At 69.1% G+C, this 19,620-nt stretch carries 17 protein-coding genes; 9 read left to right on the forward strand and 8 right to left on the reverse strand.

Features of this window, described 5'->3' with window-relative positions; translation table 11 throughout:
• Window positions 1-3 precede the first annotated feature (3 nt).
• On the reverse strand, window positions 4-783 hold the full coding sequence (locus AB0N89_RS25090; protein ID WP_364208475.1) for an isocitrate lyase/phosphoenolpyruvate mutase family protein: 780 nt from the start codon (window positions 781-783) through the stop codon (window positions 4-6).
• Between the two features lie 45 nt (window positions 784-828).
• Window positions 829-2,646, reverse strand: coding sequence for a glycoside hydrolase family 76 protein (locus AB0N89_RS25095; protein ID WP_364208478.1), 1,818 nt, complete (start codon window positions 2,644-2,646; stop codon window positions 829-831).
• A gap of 171 nt (window positions 2,647-2,817) precedes the next feature.
• Here AB0N89_RS25095 and AB0N89_RS25100 point away from each other — a divergent pair, with 171 nt between their 5' ends.
• Both AB0N89_RS25100 and AB0N89_RS25105 read left to right on the forward strand, forming a co-directional pair.
• The gene (locus AB0N89_RS25100) at window positions 2,818-3,150 is read left to right on the forward strand and encodes a hypothetical protein (protein WP_364208481.1); all 333 of its coding nucleotides are present in this window, start codon (window positions 2,818-2,820) and stop codon (window positions 3,148-3,150) included.
• Window positions 3,147-5,759 (forward strand): caspase family protein, encoded by a 2,613-nt coding sequence (locus tag AB0N89_RS25105; protein WP_364208484.1) that lies wholly within the window; start codon window positions 3,147-3,149, stop codon window positions 5,757-5,759. The genes AB0N89_RS25100 and AB0N89_RS25105 overlap by 4 nt, the downstream gene beginning before the upstream one ends.
• A 4-nt stretch (window positions 5,760-5,763) precedes the next feature.
• Here AB0N89_RS25105 and AB0N89_RS25110 read toward each other — a convergent pair whose 3' ends face one another.
• Window positions 5,764-7,008 (reverse strand): PucR family transcriptional regulator, encoded by a 1,245-nt coding sequence (locus AB0N89_RS25110; protein ID WP_364208487.1) that lies wholly within the window; start codon window positions 7,006-7,008, stop codon window positions 5,764-5,766.
• Window positions 7,009-7,097: 89 nt separating this feature from the next.
• Between AB0N89_RS25110 and AB0N89_RS25115 the strand changes: the two genes are divergently transcribed.
• From AB0N89_RS25115 to AB0N89_RS25125, 3 genes are read left to right on the forward strand one after another with little or no spacing between them, the layout of a single operon-like run.
• On the forward strand, window positions 7,098-8,591 hold the full coding sequence (locus AB0N89_RS25115; protein WP_364208490.1) for an NAD(P)/FAD-dependent oxidoreductase: 1,494 nt from the start codon (window positions 7,098-7,100) through the stop codon (window positions 8,589-8,591).
• Window positions 8,588-9,487, forward strand: coding sequence for an alpha/beta fold hydrolase (locus tag AB0N89_RS25120; RefSeq protein ID WP_364208493.1), 900 nt, complete (start codon window positions 8,588-8,590; stop codon window positions 9,485-9,487). The genes AB0N89_RS25115 and AB0N89_RS25120 overlap by 4 nt, the downstream gene beginning before the upstream one ends.
• Entirely contained in the window at window positions 9,484-10,332 is an 849-nt protein-coding gene (locus AB0N89_RS25125; protein WP_364208496.1) for an SDR family oxidoreductase, read from the forward strand. The genes AB0N89_RS25120 and AB0N89_RS25125 overlap by 4 nt, the downstream gene beginning before the upstream one ends.
• Window position 10,333: 1 nt before the next feature.
• On the opposite strand, the gene AB0N89_RS25130 is transcribed toward AB0N89_RS25125, so the two are convergent.
• The 3 genes from AB0N89_RS25130 to AB0N89_RS25140 all read right to left on the reverse strand — a co-directional run bounded on the left by AB0N89_RS25130 (window position 10,334) and on the right by AB0N89_RS25140 (window position 13,431).
• Complete coding sequence (locus AB0N89_RS25130; protein WP_364208499.1) at window positions 10,334-10,666, reverse strand: ClpX C4-type zinc finger protein; 333 nt, start codon at window positions 10,664-10,666, stop codon at window positions 10,334-10,336.
• A 184-nt stretch (window positions 10,667-10,850) separates the two neighbouring features.
• Window positions 10,851-12,161 (reverse strand): lipase family protein, encoded by a 1,311-nt coding sequence (locus AB0N89_RS25135; RefSeq protein ID WP_364208502.1) that lies wholly within the window; start codon window positions 12,159-12,161, stop codon window positions 10,851-10,853.
• Between the two features lie 88 nt (window positions 12,162-12,249).
• On the reverse strand, window positions 12,250-13,431 hold the full coding sequence (locus tag AB0N89_RS25140; protein WP_364208505.1) for an MFS transporter: 1,182 nt from the start codon (window positions 13,429-13,431) through the stop codon (window positions 12,250-12,252).
• A gap of 54 nt (window positions 13,432-13,485) precedes the next feature.
• Here AB0N89_RS25140 and AB0N89_RS25145 point away from each other — a divergent pair, with 54 nt between their 5' ends.
• Window positions 13,486-14,229 (forward strand): helix-turn-helix transcriptional regulator, encoded by a 744-nt coding sequence (locus tag AB0N89_RS25145; protein ID WP_364208508.1) that lies wholly within the window; start codon window positions 13,486-13,488, stop codon window positions 14,227-14,229.
• 178 nt (window positions 14,230-14,407) lie between these two features.
• On the opposite strand, the gene AB0N89_RS25150 is transcribed toward AB0N89_RS25145, so the two are convergent.
• A complete protein-coding gene (locus AB0N89_RS25150) occupies window positions 14,408-15,565 on the reverse strand; it encodes a thioester domain-containing protein (protein WP_364208511.1) in 1,158 nt (385 codons plus the stop codon).
• 340 nt (window positions 15,566-15,905) lie between these two features.
• Here AB0N89_RS25150 and AB0N89_RS25155 point away from each other — a divergent pair, with 340 nt between their 5' ends.
• Window positions 15,906-17,090, forward strand: coding sequence for a PQQ-dependent sugar dehydrogenase (locus AB0N89_RS25155; RefSeq protein WP_364208514.1), 1,185 nt, complete (start codon window positions 15,906-15,908; stop codon window positions 17,088-17,090).
• A 40-nt stretch (window positions 17,091-17,130) separates the two neighbouring features.
• Here AB0N89_RS25155 and AB0N89_RS25160 read toward each other — a convergent pair whose 3' ends face one another.
• On the reverse strand, window positions 17,131-18,282 hold the full coding sequence (locus AB0N89_RS25160) for a histidine kinase (RefSeq protein WP_364208517.1): 1,152 nt from the start codon (window positions 18,280-18,282) through the stop codon (window positions 17,131-17,133).
• Window positions 18,283-18,401: 119 nt separating this feature from the next.
• Between AB0N89_RS25160 and AB0N89_RS25165 the strand changes: the two genes are divergently transcribed.
• On the forward strand, window positions 18,402-18,941 hold the full coding sequence (locus AB0N89_RS25165) for a DUF1453 domain-containing protein (protein ID WP_364208519.1): 540 nt from the start codon (window positions 18,402-18,404) through the stop codon (window positions 18,939-18,941).
• A gap of 15 nt (window positions 18,942-18,956) precedes the next feature.
• Window positions 18,957-19,616 (forward strand): response regulator transcription factor, encoded by a 660-nt coding sequence (locus AB0N89_RS25170; protein ID WP_364208522.1) that lies wholly within the window; start codon window positions 18,957-18,959, stop codon window positions 19,614-19,616.
• The last annotated feature ends 4 nt before the right edge of the window (window positions 19,617-19,620 follow it).

Genomic DNA, 19,620 nt, shown 5'->3' on the forward strand with positions numbered 1-19,620 from the left:
CGATCAGTTCAGCTTGCGCATGTCGGCGGGCAGGCCGCCGCCGGCGTAGACGTCCTCGGCGAGCTTCGCCAGCGCGGTGAGCGCGACGTTCTGGCTGAACGGCCCGTAGGACACCCGGGAGACGCCGAGCTTCTGCGCGGTCGCCAGCGGGATCGAGCCCGGGACGCCGATCAGGTTCACCTTGCGTTCGCCCAGCGCCTCGACGAGCCTGCCGACCTGGGTCTCGTCGAGCTTGCCGGGCACGAAGAAGTTCGACGCGCCGGCGTCCAGGTACGCGCGGCCGCGGGTGATCGCCTCGGCCAGCACCTCCTCGGGATCGCGGTCGCCCGCCTTGAGGAACGCGTCCGTGCGGGCGTTGAGCACGAAATCGATCCCCGCGGACCGGGAGGCGGCGACCGCGGCCTCGACGGCCTTGACGGACTCGTCCAGCGGCTTCATCTGGTCTTCGAGGTTGCAGCCGACCGCGCCGACCTCGATCGCGCGGGCGACCGTGCCGCCCGGGTCGCCGTAGCCCGCTTCCAGGTCCGCGGTGACGGGCAGATCGCCCGCCGTCCGGACGATCAGCGCGACCTCGGAGATCATCTCGTCGCGGGGGATCTTTTCGCCGTCGGGGTAGCCGCGGGAGGCGGCGATGCCGTGACTCGGGGTGGCGAGCGCCTGGGTGCCGGGGGTTTCGGCGACGACCTTCGCGGTGATCGCGTCCCAGACGTTGACGACGAGCAGCAGTTCGGGGGCGGCGTGCAGCTCTTGCAGCCGGGTGGCCTTCTCGGCGGTGGAAACCATGCCTTCAATCTAGAGGTTGTGCCAGACCCCGCAAGGCAGGCGCGGTCACGACGCGGCGGTGAGGGCGCCGAGCCCGCTCGCCTGGGTCCGCCAGTCGGCCTGGTTCGGCGTCCCGCCCGCCCAGCGCTGCCCGATCCGGTTCAGCGGATCGCGATCCGACGTCCACAGGGAGTCGGCCTGCCGCTTCGCGTAGTCACGGTAAGCCGGCGAATTCGTCGCGGAGGCCAGGTCGGCGAGGAAGCGCATGAAGATGCCTTTGAACTGCTTTTGGTTGTCGTCACAGGAGTTCTGTCCGACGTCGCAGGATTCGGTGAGGACACCGTTCCTGGTCAGCACCGGGCCGGTGATCGCCGCGTCGCCCAGGCGCCGGGCCGCGTCGAGCCAGCGGGTCTCGCCGGTGGCCCGCCAGAGCTCGACCAGGCCGCCGATGCCCAGGCCCTGGTTGTAGGTCCAGACCGGCTGGCCGTTGTTGTGGCAGTCCCGGGTGAGGCCGTCGTTGACCAGCCCGGACGCGTTGATCATCCCACTGGCGAGATACCAGTCCGCGGCGGTCCGGGATCGTCGCAGCCACACCTGATCGCCCGGCGTCCGGCGATGGACGGAAGCCGCGAGCCGCAGGTACAGACCACTGGTGACGGCGTTCTTGTAGGTCCGCTCCCGGTCCCACCAGACCCCGCCGCCACAGGTCCCCGGATCCCAGTACTGGTGCACGTAGGCGGCGATCGTGGTCGCCATGGACAGGTACCGCGGATCGCCGGTGTGGTCGTAGGCGGCCATCCACGCGAGACCCCACCAGGCGCTGTCGTCGATGGCCCGGCTGGCGAAATTCCCTTCGATGGCGTCGGAACCGCGCTCGCCGGCCGGGAATACGCCGCGGTTCCGCTCGAAGGTGCGCGCGATGATCCAGTCGTACCGGTGATCCCCGGTCGTCCTGGCGTGGTCGATGACCGCCGTCAGCGTCGCCGCCGAATTCCACCAGCTGCTCGGCCACCAGCCCGGGTACGGATCGTAGGAGTACAGGAGCGCGTCGGCCGCCGCTTGCGCGCGAGCCGGTGCCGGACGGGCCCATGCCGTACAGGATCCCTCCTGGTGCCCGGCTTCACGACCGCACGCGCGGACGGCGCCGCCGTAGTGGCGACCTCGGGGATCTCGCGTCGCGAACAACGCGGTCCGGCCGGTACTCGCGCCCGCGGCGACCGGCGTCCGGCCCAGCGACGAACCGCCCGCCCAGCTCGCTCCCGCGTCCCAGGAACGGTCCAGCCAGATCTCGTCGCCCCGCGCGCCGGATTCGAGGGTGCCCCAGGCCATCGCGTTCCCGTCGACGTGCAGGCGGATCGTCCGCCCGAACAACGTCGTCGGAGGAACCGGCTGGGTGTCCCCGTCCGGCTGGGTCGCGCCGTCGCAGACGACATCGCAGACCTTCGGGTGGATCCACTCCGTACAGCTGACCCCGGCGGCGTCGCCGCACGCGCGGATCACGCCGCGCCGGTGCTTTCCGGGATCGGTCACGTTGTACATCAGGGTTCTCGTGCCGGTCCAGGTGCCGGGAATGCTCGCTTTGCCCAGTAGTCCTTCCCAGGTCGCGCCGCCGTCCCAGGAGCGGTCGAGCCAGACCGAATCCCCGGCCGTGCCGCGATCGATGCTGCCCCAGGCCATCCCGTCGGCGTCGGACACATGCAGCCGGAGCACCCGTCCGCCGAACACCTTGTCCGGAACCGGAAAGGTGTCCTGCTGGGCCTTCGAAGGGTCTAGAGTGTCGCAGGACAGCACGCAGACCACCGCCGCGGCGGTCACCGGTTTCCCCGCCGGTAAGGGAATCGCCGTCAGAATCAGGCAAAGCACGAGATGGATCAGCGATGACATCGTTGTCCGCCCTCGGGGTCGGCCACGCACCGGATCTGGATGCCTTACATGATCCGGGTTTCGTCACCGGCCGGTCAACGGGAACCACCGGTCAGATCTCGGGACAGGAATCCTGTTACGCCTCAAGCCCAGGCCGCGATCTGTAGGGATATCACTTTCGAGGGAGGTCTCGTGGAGCTGACGATCAACGCCGCCGGCGACGAACAGGCGCTGAACGAGTTCTACAGCTGGCTCCGCGACGACGTGGACGTCGCCCGGTCCGCGACGGTCAGCGCGGCGGGTTCCCGGGGCTCGGGTGAGATGGTGGTCTTCGAGGCCATCTGCATGTCCATCGGCTCCCTGACCGGGCTGGCGAACCTGGGGATCGCTTGGGGCAACTTTCTACGCTCCCGCAAGGAAACGCCGCCGTTCACGATCACGGTCCAGGGCGAGCTGACCGCCGAACAGCACGCCATGCTCCGGAACCTGGACCTCCCGCTGAGCCGCCCGGAGGACGTCGAGTGACCGCGCCCCGGGCAGGATTGCCCGACCCGCGGAAGTCGCGAGCCGTGTTGGTCGGGGTGTCGGATTACGCGACACTCGAGGAGCTGCCAGGCGTCGCGAACAACATCGCGACCTTGGGACAGGCGATGACCGATCCCGAGTTGTGGGGGTTGTCGGAGGAGCACTGTGTCACGCTGCTCAACCCCGAATCTCCTGACGAGGTGATGGACGCCGTCCATCGAGCCGCGACGGAAGCGACCGACGCGCTGCTGTTCTATTACGCGGGCCATGGTCTGCTCGACAACCGGTTCGAGCTGTACCTGGCGATGCCGGGTTCGGACAACGAGCGGCTCTATCGTTCCGTCCGGTACGACGACATCCGGCGAGAGGTCGTCGGCACCGCGTTGTCCTGCTACGGCAAAGTGGTGCTGCTGGACTGTTGTTACAGCGGCCGCGCCCTCCAAGGAGGAATGGGCGGCTCGGTCGACGACCTGGCCGACCAGGCGCGTGTCGACGGCACCTACGTCATGACCGCGACGGCCGAGACGCGCAAGGCGCTGGCGCCGCCGGGGGAGCGCTACACCGCGTTCACCGGCGCGCTGGTCGACAAGCTGACGCGTGGCCTGCCCGAGGGGCCTGAACTCCTCGACATGGAGACGCTCTTCTACCACGTGAAGGCCGATCTCCAAGCCCGGCACTTTCCCGTTCCGCAGCAACGCAGCCGCAACGACGGCAGCGCGATCGTCCTGGTGCGCAACCGGTGGAACGCAGGGCGAACGGCAGTGGAGCGGCCGGTGGCCACACCCCGCTCGCTGCCCCGGCCTCCAGCCGGTTTCGAACAGTTCCTCAGGCGTCGCCCCGCCGACGTGTACGCCGAGGTGCGGACATTGCGAGCGCATGACCAGCAGGACATCGCCGAGAGGCTTCTCGTCGCGTGCGCCGCCCTGCGACCGGACCAGGAGGTCGCGGCGATCGTCGGCCTGCTCCGCAGATCGGGCGCCGACGCGGATGCGGGGACAGTGCTCATGGTCGCTTCCCGGCGTGCGCCCGAAGAGGTGGTGGGGATCCTGGACGCCTTGTATGACACGGATCTGCCGAGTGAAGCGGGCTTTCTTCTTTATGAGGCCGGAAGCGGTCCGGTCGGTGACTCGGCGGCCTTGGCTCACCTCCTCCAAAAGAGAGGTCGCGCCAGTGATCTCGTAGCGCTCCTCGATTCGGCGCTCGACTCCGCGCAGGCCGGTTCCTCGCTGATCGACCTGGTCAACGCCCTGTGGGTGGCCGGCCTGCGTGAAGAGGTCGACAGCCTGATCGGGCGCACGGTGACCAGGTTGCCTGCTCCGGCGGTGCTCACCTTGGCCGACGAACTGCGGTCTGTCGGCAGGGAAGAGGCGGCGTTCGGCCTCTACGCGGCGTCGGCGGAAGCGATGGTTTCGCGGCCGCCGGACGTCGTGGCCCAGCTCTGCCACGCGATGGCCGAGACAGGCCGTCCGGCGGACAGTGAGACCGTCGCCGAGGCAGTGATCGGCGGCACCGGCGACGTCGGCGGCTTGCTCGCGATCGCGCTCGCGTTCTGGGACACCGGGCAGGAAAAGCACGTCGAACGAGTGCTGACCCGAGCCGCGAAAGTCCTGCCGGATGACGCCGTCATCATTTTCGTGGCCGAGTTACGGGCCCACGGTCAAGACGACGCCGCGCACCGGTTTTGCGTGCAAGCCATGCTGAACCGCTCCGCCCAGTCCATTCGGGATATCCTCGCCGAACTCCGGGACGAGGGCTGGCCGGTCCTGGCGAAGCAAGTGCTCGACGAGGTGAGTGCTCGGGCTTCGGTGGCCACGGTCGCCGAGTTTCTCGCCGTCTCCACGGCGGCGGACCGGCACCGGGTGCTGAGCCTGGCAGGCGAACGCGAGCGAGACTATGTGGCGAAGTTGTTGAAGAAGCTCATGTCCGAGCACTCGTTCCTCGCACGGGAATTCGCCGATCGGATCACGACGAAGGCCGAGAACAGGACCGAATTGCTTCCGGTCGTCATCAAAGACCTCGATTCTCGCTACAAGGAACAGGTGCTCGCGAGGGTCGTCGACAACAACGGAGGCCCTGAGCTCGTCACCTTGTTGAAGGCGTTGCCCCTCCCCGATGCGAAGTACCTGATGTTCCTCATCGTCCGAGCCGGACAGGCGAAGTTCCTGTCGGTGGTGAACAGCCTGCCGGGACGTGATCCGCACGGCTTCCTTCGCGGCCAGTCAGTCGAAAGACTGCCCGTACTGGTCAACACGCTGCTCACCGTCCCCCACGGCGAGCGTTACACGAATGCCCTGCTCGACGAACTCGCCGCGCCCGAACGGGGGCTTCCCGCCATCACTCAGGAGTTGTCGTACCTCTTCGACGAAGACGAGACGGTGGTCGGAAAGCTCTTGCTGGGCAGGACGTTGACCGAACGGTCTTCCGACGACCTCAAGAACTTCGTCCAAGCGGTCCGGATCGAAGGGCGTCCGGTGGTACTGGCGGCGACAGCGGAGTGGGTGAAGGAGCACTATGAGGAGGTCGGGGCGACGGATGGCATCCTTCGCCGGATCGGTCTTCCCGAGTACGCGAGCCGACGCTCACTCTTCGGCAAGCGCGCCAAAGCCTGACGCGTCACGCGCCGCTTCCCAGCCACCGCAACGTTTCCAGCGCCACCGCGACATCGACCGCGTTCTCCGCCAACGGCCGCGGGAGCAGTTCGTCCGCCCGCGCCAGCCGCCGGACGACGGTGTTCCGATGGGTGTAGAGCCGTTCCGCGGTCCGCGTCGTGTTGCCCAGTTCGTGCACATAGGTCCGGACGGTCTCGCGGGTTTCGGCGTCGGCGTGCCGGAATTCGCCGAGGGTGTCGGCGATGAACTCGCCCGCCTGCGCCGGGTCGCCGGTGAGCAGGGCGAGCAGCTGGATGTCCTGGTAGCGGGCGATCTGCTGCGGTGAGGTGAGCCGGGCGAGCATCCGCTGGGTGGCGGCGGCGTCCAGATGGCTGCGGCGGAAGCCGTCGATCCCGCTGCCGGGCCGCCCCAGCGCCACCCGGACGTCGGGGTGCGGCGCGAGGTCTTCGGCGAGCCGGTCCGCCCGCGGCGGGGTCCGGCCGGGGAGCCAGACCCACAGGGCGGCAGCGCTGGCGACGACGGTAAGCCGGTGCGAAGCGTCACTGGCCCGCATGAGCGTCTCCGCGGCGGTTTCGAGCTGCTGGGACGACGGGGTGGCCGACCCGCTCCAGACGATCGCGGCCGTATGCGGGCCGGCGAGGGGGTAGCCGAGCTGGGCTTCGGCCCGCGAACGGCTGATCGGCGCGCCCTCCAGCAGCAGCGTGACCGTGGCCCGCCGTTCGGCGTGCGCGCCGCGGGTCAGCTCCGTGCGTTCGGCGGCCATCCGTTCGGACACCGCGGCGACGGTGTCCTCGATGAACGTGGTGATCGACAGCGACGAGACGTCCAATAGTTCGCGGAGCAGGACCGGGTCCGACGTGAGGTCGAAGCAGATCTCGATCCAGCGCCGCCAGGCCACTCCCTGCGCCCGCCGGTAGGCGTCGAGGCCGCCCGAGTCGAAGCCCCGGCGCACCATGTCACGGGCGCCTTCGAGCACTTCCTGGTTCAGATTGGCGCTGACCCTTTTGCCCGGATGCTGCACGTTGGCGGCGGCCCAGTGCAGCAGGTTCGCCAGGTTGGCGCGTTTGGTCCCCTCGGTGAGCACGGGGTCCTCGGCGACCGCCCGCATGCTGTCGCCGCCGAGCGAGGCCTCGTGCAGCTCCTCGATCCATTCGGCGCGCGGATGCAGGACGATCTCGGCCCCTCGCCGGAAGAGCTCACGCGCCTCGGCGGTCAGCGTCGGCCATCGAGATGCGGCACTTTGCACCATGGGCCCATCATGGTGGTGCAGATAGCGCTAGCGCAATTCCCCCGCGCACCCGCATGGTGGGGAGAACCGAGACGAGGCTGGAGTACCGCATGACGACGAGCACACCCGTCGAGCACCTCGACGTGGTCATCATCGGTGCCGGGATTTCCGGGATCGGGGCCGCGCGCTACCTGAAGACCGAGAACCCGGGCAAGACGTTCGCCATCCTGGAGGCCCGCGGCACGTCGGGCGGCACCTGGGACCTGTTCCGCTACCCTGGCATCCGGTCCGACTCCGACCTCCACACCTTCGGCTACGAGTTCAAGCCGTGGCGGGACAAGCAGTCCATCGCCGACGCGCCGCGCATCCTGTCGTACCTGCGCGAGACGGTCGCCGAGAACGGCCTCGAACCCAGCATCCGCTACCACCACAAGCTGCTCTCCGCCGCCTGGTCGAGCGGCGAGGCCCGCTGGCTGCTCGAGATCGAGCGGACCGACACCGGCGAGCGCACCCGGCTGAGCGCGGGCTGGCTGTTCAACGCGGGCGGCTACTACCGCTACGACGAGGGCTTCACCCCGCGTTTCGAGGGCCGTGACCGGTTCACCGGCACGATCGTGCACCCGCAGCATTGGCCGGAGGACCTCGACTACGCGGGCAAACGCGTCGTCGTGATCGGCAGCGGCGCCACCGCGGTCACCCTGATCCCGGCGATGGCGGGGACCGCGGCGCACGTGACGATGCTGCAGCGCACCCCGACCTACGTCATGCCGGTGCCGCGCGAGGACAAGATCGCCAACGGCCTGCGCAAGATCCTCGGCGACGAGCGGGCGTACGCGCTCACCCGCCGCAAGAACATCCGCAAGGGACTCGCGGTCTGGCAGTTCTGCCAGAAGTTCCCGAAGACCGCCCGCGGGCTCATCCGCTACGTCAACAAGAAGCAGCTGCCCAAGGACTATCCGGTCGACGAGCACTTCAACCCGCCGTACGACCCGTGGGACCAGCGGCTGTGCGCCGTGCCCGGCGGCGACCTGTTCGCCGCCATCCGCAAGGGGCGGGCCGACGTCGTCACCGACAAGATCGCGACCTTCACCGAGAAGGGGATCCTGCTCGAATCCGGGCGCGAGCTGGAAGCGGACATCATCGTCACCGCCACCGGCCTGAATCTCCAGGTGTTCGGCGGGGCGAAGCTCAGCGTCGACGGCAAGCCGGTGATCCTGCCGGAAACGGTCGCGTACAAGGGAATGATGCTTTCGGACGTGCCGAACGCCGCCTTCGCGATCGGCTACACGAACTCGTCGTGGACGCTCAAGATCGGCCTGCTGTGCGAGCACTTCTGCCGCCTGCTGTCGCATATGGACACTCACGGCTACGACGTCTGCCGTCCTGTCCTCGCCGATCCGGACATGCCGACGCGGCCGTTCCTGGACTTCGCCGCCGGATACGTGCAGCGCGCGCTCGACCAGCTCCCGCGCCAGGGTGACCGCTTGCCGTGGCTGACGTCGATGAGCTACCACTCCGACATCAAGCTGCTGCGCGCGGACGACATCACCGATCCCGAGCTGCACTTCTCCCGCGCGGAAGTCCGGGAGACGGTGAGCTCATGACCGACAGCTTCGCCGACCTGCCCGAGGGCCCCCGGATCTGCTACCGCGAGGACGGCCCCGCCGACGGTGTGCCGCTGGTGCTGATCGCCGGGCTCGGGCTGGATCTCACGTCGTGGCCGCGGCCGATGATCGAGGGGTTCACCGGCCGCGGCTTCCGGGTCATCACCTTCGACAACCGGGACGCGGGCCGCTCGGACCGCGTCAAGGCGCCGAATCCCGGCAAGCTCCGGCAGCTGCTGGCCAAGCCCCTTCCGGGTGCCTACGACCTGGGCGACATGGCGGCGGACACCGTCGGCCTGCTCGACCACCTGGGCATCGAGCAGGCGCACCTGGCCGGAATGTCGATGGGCGGCATGATCGCCCAGACCGTCGCCGCCCGGAATCCCGGCCGTGTCCTCTCGCTGACGTCGATCTTCTCCACCACCGGGCACCGCAAGGTCGGGCAGCCGGCGCGGTCGACGTTGCTGCGCATGGCGAGGCGACCCGCCCAGACCGTCGAGGAATCGGTCGCCGGGCATCTGGCGATGATGGGCCACCTCGGCTCGTCGAGGTTTCCGCTGGACAAGGACGTCGAGACGGCCTGGGCCACCGGCCTGTGGGACCGCGCGGGCGGACGGCGGGCCCGCAGCGGCATCGCCCGCCAGATCGGCGCGATCCAGGCCAGCGGTGACCGCACCGCCGAACTCGGCCGCGTCACCTGCCCGACGATCGTCGTCCACGGGGACAGCGACCGGATGGTCCACCACACCGGCGGACGAGCGACCGCGAAGGCCGTGAACGGCGCCTGCTACGTCGAAATCCCCGGTATGGGGCACCACATCGCCCCGGATCTCGTCGACAGGCTTGTCGAGCTCACCGCCGGACTGGCCCTCGATCCCGCAGGAGAGTCCCGATGAGCAGCGTTCGTGGCAAGGTCGCCGTCGTCACCGGCGCCGGGTCCGGCATCGGACGACAGCTGGCCCTCGAACTCGCGCGACGCGGAGCGCGTCTCGCGGTGTCCGATGTGGACGAAACCGGTCTCGCCGAGACCGTGGCCCAGGTCAAGGCCCTCGGCGCGGAAGTACAGGGCGCCGCGCTGGACGTCGGCGACCGGGCGGCCGTCCTGGAGTACGCGTCCACGGTCGCCGCGCAGTTCGGTGTGGTGCACCAGATCTACAACAACGCCGGGGTCGCCGGTGGCGGGCAGACCGTCCTCGACGCAGACTGGGAGCTCTACGACCGCACGCTCGCGGTCAACCTCTTCGGCGTCATCAACGGCACCAAGGCTTTCCTGCCGCATCTGATCGATTCCGGCGACGGCCAGGTCGTCAACGTGTCCAGCCTCAACGGTTTCATGGCCCAGCCGACGCTCAGCGCTTACTGCGCCAGCAAGTTCGGCGTCCGCGGGTTCACCGAGGCGCTGCGCACCGAGATGATCGCGGGCAGGCATCCGGTGCGGGTGACGGTCGTCCACCCGGGCGGGGTCAAGACCGGCATCGCCTCGGCGGCGTTGAAGGAAGCCGAGGCCCGCGGCATCGAGCCGACCGCCGAACAGCGGGAACGCGTCCGGGTGTACAACGAAAAGCTGCTGAAGATGCCCGCCGATCAGGCCGCTCGCATCATCGTCGACGGCGTCGAAGCCGGGAAACCGCGCGTGCTCGTCGGAAACGACGCGAAACTGGTCGACAGGCTGGTCCGGCTGCTGCCGCGCCTCTACCCGAAGCTGATCGTGGACTTCGAACGGCGGCGACTCGCCCGCTAGCTCAGGCGAACCGCTCCCAGGCGGACTGGCGGCGCATGCCCAGCGCTTCGCCGACGCGATCCCACGAGATGCCGCGGCGGCGGGCCTCGCCGACCCAGGACCGCAGGTCGTCGTCGACCAGATGCCGGATCGCTTCGATACGCGGCAGATGCGCGAGAAGGGCGGCGTCGTCGACGCCTTCCCAAACGGGCGTCGCGCGCTTCAGCCCGGCGGGCTTGTTCTTGACCGCGTCGGCGCACAACACCACGCAGTCGTCGCAGATGTAGACACCGGCGCCGGCGACCAGGGTCTCGACGTCGTCGGCCGAACGCTTGCAGAAGGAACAACGGTTCACGGCGGATCCTTTCGTCAGGCATCTCCTGACAAGCTAGCGCGTCAGGGTTGGCCTGACAAGGAAGCCGGGGAGCGGACGTCGACGGCGCGCAAGATCAGCCGGGTCCGGTACCGGCCCGGAAATCCGTGAAGGCCTCCTTCCCTGCTCTCAAGGCAGGGAAGGAGGCCTTCACGGACCAGCGCGGTCAGCTGACCGGCACCTCCGGGGCAAGGGAGTTGCCGGGCGCGATCTTCCCGCAGGTGGACGGCGCGGTCTTGTCCGCGAACCGGTCGTTGAGCCAGCCGATGGCCTGCGGCGCCCAGGCGACGGCCGCCCCGACGTGGCTCAGCGAGTTGTACTGGTCGTACTTGATCGACTTGTTGCCGGTGTCGCAGTACTGCCGGGCGAGCGAGCGCACGTCACCGGCGACCATCACGCCGTCGCCGGTCCCGATCCCCGGCGGGTTGCCGAAAGTGCCTTCCAGGACACCGTTGTTGCCCTGTGCGATGTACCCGGGAACGGTGGGCGTCGCGGCGGAGCCGAGGTTGATCTTGTTCACGGCCTCGACGTACGGCAGCACCTTGTTCGGGTTCGTGTACTCGGGCTTGACGAACTTCTCCCACGTCAGCCCGGGATACCGGCCGAGCGCGTCGACGATCGACGCCTTTTCCATGTCCTTGAGCACCTGAAGGCCGTAGGAATTCGCGTACGGCTTGAGATCGATGCCGAACGAACGCGAGACCCCGATCAGCGCCATCGGAATGACACCGGTCCACGCGACACTGCCGTTGACGTACTTGAGATTGTGCGACGGCTTGACGAGCAGCCCGCCTTCGGCGAAACCGACGAGATTCTTGTTGACGTCGGGAGCGTAATCCGGCGCGAGCGCGGCGGCCCAGCCGGTCGCGATGGCGCCGCCCGAATACCCGATGAGACCGAAGCGGGTCTTGTCGTTCATTCCCGTTTCAGATGCCTTCGTCGCGGCCCGGATCGAATCCAGCGTGTTCGTGCCGTATTCCGGCCCGGCCGCGAAGTTCGCCTTCTGGCCTTCGGTGTCGGGAATGACGACGTTGTAGCCCAGCAGCAACGCGGGGGCGATGAACAGCGCCTCCGCGTTGGCGATCAGGCCACCGAGCGAGACGTCGCCGACGATGGCCCTCGACGGACCGTGCTCGGGATTGAGCGAGTCGTAGAATGATTGGTATGAAACGGCTTTGGTGCTGTCGCCGGTGAGGCTGCGCACCACCGAAGTGACGTTGGCGGACGGTTTCCCCTGCGCGTCGGTGCTCCGGTAGAGCAGCTGGGTCACCTTGAGCGGCGTGGAAATACCGACGACGTGGTAATTCAGCGTCCGGGTTTTCAAGACGGTTCCGGGGTTGTACGACGACAGTGGTTCGCTGCCGCTGTAGCTGTAGAACGAATCGGTCGCGGGGGCGGCGGAAGCGGCGGGCGCGGCGGCGAAACCGACGACGAGAGCGATCGCGACGGCCAGCAGGCGAGCGGGCTTTCGGGTCATGACTCCCCTTTGAATCATGAAGTGGATCACGTTTGGATGTTCGGAACCTACCAGCCGGTAACCGATGGTGTACAGGCTCGTACATCATTTATCGCCGCGAATCCGTCAATATTTCTTCACGGGGCGTTCCGGTTTGGACGGAGCACGGCTCGGACAGGGTCCGGCTTGTGATCCAGCACAAAAACGGCAGGACGATCAACGGGATCAGGGCCGTCCGCAGGGACGTGTGGTCCGCGATGGCGCCGATGACGGGGCTCGCGAGGCCGCCGACGCTGACCGTCAGGCCGAGGGTGACGCCGCTCGCGGTGCCGACGCGGGTGGGTAGGTAGTCCTGGGAGAGCGTGATCTGGAGGGAGAACGGGATGTACAGGCTCACGGCGGCCAGGAAGACGAACGGGAAGAACGCCGGGCCCGGCACTAACACGACGCCCGCGACCGCGCCGATGGTGACCGGATACGACCGCCGCACCACGACGACCCGGTCCCGTCGTCCGGCCAGCCTGCTGCCCAGCAGCGTGCCCGCGGCGCCGCCGAGGTAGAGCAGGAACAACGCGGCACTGCCCGTCGCCGGGCCGCCGCCGACCCGCTGCTGGGCGTAGAGCGAGACGAACGTGCTCAGTCCGACGAACACGATCGAGCGGAAGACGACGGACACCGACAGCCTCGCGAACGACCTCCAATCGTCGACGCCCACGACGTCCGCGGAGGAGCCGCCGGTGCGGGCCGTCTTGGCGAGTGCGCGCAGCACGGGCAGGCAGAGCACGGAGCCGGCCAGCGCGGGCGCGACGAGCAGCGGCGACATCCGGAGCCCGCCGAGGGCCATGACCGCGGCGACGAGCACGGGGGCGGCCGCGAAGCCGATGTTCCCGCCGAGGGAGAACCAGCCCATGGCCGTATGCCTGCCGCCGCCGGCGATTCTCGCGACCCTGGCGGCCTCGGGGTGGTAAGCGGCCACCCCGATTCCCGACACGGCGACGAAAGCGAGCGTGAGCGCGTAGGAGCCGACGAATCCGCCCAGGCCGATGCCCAGACCGCCGAGGAGGGTGGCCGACGGCAGCAGCCAAGGCATCGCCCACCGATCGGTCAGGGCGCCGAACAACGGCTGCGCCACCGACGACAGCAGTGACGCGGCGAGCACGACGCCCGACACCGCCGCGTATCCGTAGGCGCGCTCGGCGGCGAAGAACGGCACCAGCGCGGCCACCGAGCCCTGGTACACGTCCACGCACGCGTGCCCCGCCGACAACAGGAAGATCGCTTTTCTCGACACCCCGTCATGGTTGTCGCGGGCCGCCGTGTCGCGCTTCCGATAAAATGACAGACGATGACGGAAATCCGCCACATGCCCGAGGCGCCGACCCAGGTCCGTTCCCTGGCGTCCGGCACGACGATCGACGCGCACCGCCACGATGACCACCAGGTCGTCTACGCGGCCAGTGGAGTCCTGGCGATCACCACCGACAAGGGCTCCTGGGTCGCGCCCGCCACCAGGGCCATCTGGGTGCCCGCCGGGACCGTGCACGCCCATCAGGCGCACGGCGACCTCGAACTCCGTCTGGTCGGCCTGCCCGCCGCCGTGAACCCGTTGCGGCTGAACGAACCGAGCGTGCTGGCCGTCGGCCCGCTCCTGCGCGAGCTGATCCGCGCCTACACCGATCCGCCGCACGCCGACAGTCCGGAACGCCGGCGGCTGCGCGCGGTCCTGCTCGATCAGCTTCGTGCCTCGCCGCAGCAGGCCTTGCACCTGCCGACGCCGGCAGACCCGCGGCTTCGTGCCCTGTGCGAGATCCTGAGCGCCGATCCGGCCGACAACCGGACGCTGGCCGCGCTCGGCGCGCGGGTCGGGGCGAGCGATCGCACTCTGACGCGGCTCTTCAAGGCCGACCTCGGCATGACGTTCCCGCAATGGCGTACGCAGTTGCGCCTCTACCGCGCTTTGGCGCTCCTGGCCGAGAACACCCCGGTGACCGCTGTCGCGCACGCCTGCGGCTGGGCGTCCACCAGCGCGTTCATCGACGTCTTCCGGCGCGCCTTCGGGCACACGCCGGGCACGCATTTCGACCGGTGAACGCCGGCCGGCTCCAGCGGGTCGTGAGTGGTCAGTGTCGTTCTGGCGGAAGATCCGAGGCGCTCACCGCCCTGGAGCAGACCCCGTCACGTCACTCGCCTTTACCTTCTCGGTCCCCGGCGCACGAAAACGGGGCCGGTCCACAATGGACCGGCCCCGCTTCGTGTGCGGTTCTTTCTTACGCCTCGCTACGGCGACGACGCACCAGCAGCACCATCAGCACACCCGCGCCGAGGAGCGCGCCGCCGATGACCAGCGGCATGGTGGCGGAGGCGCCGGTGTTGGCCAGCTCGTTGCCGCCACCCGACTCGGCGCCGCCGGGAGTGGTGGGGGCCGGGGTCTCGGTGACGGGCGCGCCACCCTGCTTCCAGGTCGCGGTCGCGTTCGCGGAGACCGAGGTCTTCTCGGAGTCCGCGACGATCAGCGACTGGGCGGGGACCTTGGCGTAGTTCTCGCCCACGAACAGGCGGCCGGTGTCGAGGTGGCCGCTCACCTTCAGCGAGAACGAGCCCTCGCCGTCCTTGGTGTCCTTGGGAACGTCGACGAAGACCTTCGTGCCGTCCTTGATGGCGGAGGCCTTGATCTCCTTGCCGTCGGCGTCGACGACCTTGACGCCCTCGGGCAGCTTGCTGGTCAGCTCGGTGACGTCACCGCTGGTGGCCACGCTGAACGGGCCGATCTTGCCGCCGGTCGCACCCGAGGCCTTGGCCGGCGCGATGTCCAGGGTCGGCTTCGGCTGCTGGCCGATGCCGACGTTCTCCTTGCCGACGAGGTAGTCGTAGAGGGCCAGCACGTCGGCCGACGCCCCCGCGTCCCCGTCCATCAGCGGCTTCTCGCGGTCGAAGTCCTTGCCGTCGCTGAAGTGCCAGACGGCGGCCTGTGTCGCGGTGACGGCTTCACCGGCGGACAGTCCGCCGTTGAGCTTGGCTCCGCTCTTGCCGAGCGTGCCTTCGATGGCCTTCAGGCCGACAGACGGGTAGCCGTGGTGCAGCACCCAGTTGATCTTCGCGCTGTTCTTGTTGAACGGCGACGAGGCGTCCGGGTACTTGTTCCACGGGCGCTCGATCATGTCCTGATCGGTGCGCATGTCGACCTCGATCTGGACGCAGTACATCTTGAGCTTGCTGCCGTCGGACAGCTTCAGCTCGAACAGCTCCGGGACGTAGTGCTTGGGGTCCCCGAAGTTGACGCTGTAGCCCCGCTCGCCGGCCTTCTCGACGACCCGGCCCCGCGCCGCGCCGTCTTCGGCGAGGGCGGCCGGAGCGGCCATCGTCAGTGCGACGGCCGCGGTGGCAACCGCGATCCCGCCGCGAACCAGAACTGACCTGCCGTGCATGTGTCTCCCATCCGAATACGGACCACGAATGCCAGTGCCGCGTGCGACCACAGGCCCCGACCGCAACGGCTCGCCCACATGAGGGATGAGTAATCCCATCGAGCGAGAGCGGAGCATACAGAGGTCCTACATGTGGCTACTCCGGGGTATGCCTCATGTCCGAAATGCGCCGAAATAAGAGTGAACGTCGAGCGAAGGCTCTCGGATGGGTAGGCGACGGGATCTCGACGGTAAGAAACCGACGAAAAGCTCGCGGATGGAGGTACCGCCACTGCTCCGCCCGCTGTTGAATTGGGCTGGCTGAATTGGACCAGACCATTCAACGGTGATTGGAGTCCCCATGACGCGACGGCACCTCCGCCGGGGGTTGTCCCTGGTGGCCGGGCTCGCCCTGGCGGGAGCGCTGCTTCCGACAGCGAGCAGCGCGGAACCCCAGGAAGGACGGGGTGTTCCGCTCGGCGAGCTGACCGCCACGGCGACCCAGGTCGCGTCCGGGCTGGTCAATCCCACCGCGATCACGGCGCTCAACGACGGCAGCGGCCGGATCCTCGTCGTCGAGAAACGCGGCGTCGTCCGGGCCTACCACCCCAAGACCGGGCTCGCCGCCAAACCGGTGCTGGACATCAGCGCCAAGGTGAACGGCGCGGACGTCGAACGCGGGCTGCTCGGGCTCGCGATCGCCAAGGACAGGCGGGTCTACGTCGCCTACACCCGCAAGTCCGACAGCGCGGTGACGCTGTCGCGGGTCCGGCTGGACACCGGTGAGCTCACCGAGCTGATCACCCAGCCGCATTCCGAGTATCCCAACCACAACGGCGGCCAGCTGGCGTTCGGCCCGGACGGCTACCTGTACTGGGGGATCGGCGACGGTGGCGGCGGGGGCGACCCGCTGGCCAGCGGGCAGCGCCTCGACACGCTGCTCGGCAAGATCCTGCGCGTCGACGTCAACCGCGCGTGCGGCTCGTTGCGGTACTGCGTCCCGGCGGGCAACCCGTTCGCCGGCGTCGCGGGCGCGCGTCCGGAGATCTGGGCGTACGGGCTGCGCAACCCGTGGCGGTTCTCGTTCGACCCGGCCGACGGCTCGCTGTGGATCGGCGACGTCGGCCAGGGCCGGTTCGAGGAGGTCGACCATCTCGCCAAGGGCAAGGGCGGCGCGAACTTCGGCTGGTCCTGCAAGGAGGGGCCGGTCGTGTTCGACCAGACGCGCTGCGAGGACGGCGTGACCTACACCGAGCCTGTCTTCCACTACATCTCCGGCGCGGAGGGCTGCGCGGTGATCGGCGGGCACGTCTACCGCGGCAAGAAGTACGCCTCGCTGGCGGGCGGTACCTACCTCGCCACCGACTTCTGCCAGGGAACGGCCTGGGCCGTCCGCAAGAAGGCCGACGGCACCTACGAAAGCGCCCGGATCGGCGAGTTCCCGCTCGACGCCACCACGCTCGGCACCGACCAGAAAGGTGAGCTCTACCTGGCCGACGAACGACCCGGTGGCCTGCACCGGATCTCGTTCGCGCGCAAGGGCTGACGAGACTCCCCGGCCGCGTCCGCCCGGCGCGGCCGGGGTCTCAGCCCGTCCGGGGCAGCCGGACCTCGACCGTCCAGCCACCGTCCGGAGCCGGTCCCGCCTTCGCCGACCCGCCCAGCGCGTCGGCGCGTTCCCGCATCCCGACCAGCCCCATCCCGCCGCCGCTGTCCGGCTTCGGTCGCTCGCCGGCGGGACCGTTCGTGACGACGAGCGTGACCGTTTCCGGGGAGAAGCCGAGTTTCACCGCTCGGACGGCGCCGGGGGCGTATTTGGCCGCGTTCGTCAGCGCCTCCTGCGCCGCGCGGACGAGGGTGTGGGCGACGCCGCCGCCGAGCGGGCCCGGAGTGCCTTCCACCGCGAAGGGCACCGTCTCGTTCGCACACAACGCGGCCAGCGTTTCCTCCAGCGGGGAGGCGTCCTCGCGCAGTTCGTGCACCGCCTGCCGCATCCGCCCGATACCGTCCACCGCCAGCGACCGCGCGCGGCGTACCGCGTCGCCCGCCTCCGCGTCCCGGCCCTTCGTGCCGAGCGCGTCGGCCATGTCGAGTTGCAGGGCGATCCCGGTCAGCGAATGCCCGAGGACGTCGTGCAGTTCCCGCGCGATCCGCGTCCGCTCCAGCAACGCGGCCTCCCGCGACTCGGACGCGGCCGCGCGCCGGGCTTCGGCCGCGGCGCGTTCGGCGTTGAAGAGCGCGTCCTGCCGGTCGCGGCGCGCGATGCCGAGCAGCACCGGCAGGCCCGTCGAAAGCGCGAGCCACCACGGCCACACGTCCGCGTTCGGCGTCACCGCGCCGACCACGGCGACCGCCACCGCGCAGCAGACGGCGTCGAGGACGGCCACCGCGATCGCCAGCTTGCGCGAGGCGAGTTTGATCCCGGCGACCGCCGCGGCGAGGTAGGCGAACATCGGCGCGAAGGTCTGCGGGGCCAGCGGGAGGAACACGGCCGCGCACACCGCGTACCCGCTCGCGAGCAGGAGCTGCGTCCGCCGCGGGATCCGGTCCCACGGCAGGAACGACGCCAAGGCGAAGAGCGTGACCAGGACGAAGAGCGTCGTGGTCATCGGCCGGGCATGGACCTGCTGGGTGGAGATCCCGACCCCGGTCGCGACGATCGCCGCCGTGATCAGGGCGGGCCGGATCAGCCTTTCGGCGAGCCGTGCGCGGCGGAGCACCGCCGCGTTTCCGGTCATCGGGGCTCCTGAGGGTGGAGAGGGTTCTCCACCCGAAGATACGGCCGCGGCCGCACGACGGCGCGCGCTCACCGGCTTAGCGTCGGAGTGTCTTCGAAAACCTGCCCGAGGGGGAAACGATGAGCACTCCTGTCGAAATCGTCCTGATCGTCGCCGTGGTCGGATACATCCTGATCCGCCGGATGGCCGGGGACGTGGCCGAAGCCAAGCGGATGCTGCTGCTGCCCGCGATCCTTGCCGTGATCGGCTTGTCCACTGTGGACGAAAGCACGCACTCCGCGACCGCGGTGGTGTTCCTGGTCGGCACGCTCGCCGTGAGTGTCCTTTTCGGAGTCCTGCGGGGCGCGAGCATTCGGATCTACCAGCAGGACGGCGTCGCGCACATGCGCTACACCTGGCTCACGATCGCGCTGTGGGCCCTGAACGTCGCCGCCAAGGTCGGCGCGAACCTGCTGCTGGGCCTCATCACCGGGGTCGCCTCCGGCGGTAACAGCGTCATGCTGACCATCGGCGCCGGGATGCTCGTCGAGGGAATCGTGGTGCTCGTCAGGGCGGTGCGCACCGACAGCCGTATCGTCTGGAAGAAGGGGGAGGACGGCAAGGCGCACACCACCTCGCCGTTCCTCGACGATCTGCAGGCCAGGATGACCCGCCGCTGAACCGGAGGTACCCAGGTGACCGTGTCGCTCGTGGTCGTCGACGATCAGGCCTCCGTGCGGGAGGCCCTCGCGGTGATGCTCGATATCGCCGACGGCATCACGGTCGTCGCGACGGCCACCAACGGCGAGGAGGCCGTCGCCGCGGTCACCCGGCACACGCCGGACGTCGTGCTGATGGACCTCCACATGCCGGTGCTGAACGGCGTCGAAGCGACCGGCCGGATCAAGGCCGCGGCGCCCGGGGTCCAGGTGGTGGTCCTGACCAGCCTCGACGACGACGAGTCGATCCTCGCCGCGCTCGAAGCCGGCGCGAGCGGCTACCTGACGAAGGAAGCCGACCGGGCGAAGATCGAGCAGGCGGTGCGCACCGCCGCCGACGGCCAGGTCGTCCTCGCCCCGGAGGTCCAGCGGAGGCTCCTCACCCTCGCGTCGCGCCGGTCGCGGGCGGTGGAGGAGGGGGACCGGTTCGGGTTCACCTCACGGGAGAAGGAGATCCTCGGGCTGATCGGCGAAGGCCTGCGGAACCCGGAGATCGCCGAGCGGCTCGTGATCAGCGAAGCCACCGTCAAGACCCACATCAACAACCTGTTCGCGAAGGCGGGCTTCCATTCCCGCGCCGAAGCCGTCCGGTACGCGCTGAGCACCCCGGCTCCCGCGCCCTACCGCTTCACCTGATCGC

It is taken from the genome of Amycolatopsis sp. NPDC089917 (assembly GCF_040684635.1).
GTDB lineage: Bacteria > Actinomycetota > Actinomycetes > Mycobacteriales > Pseudonocardiaceae > Amycolatopsis.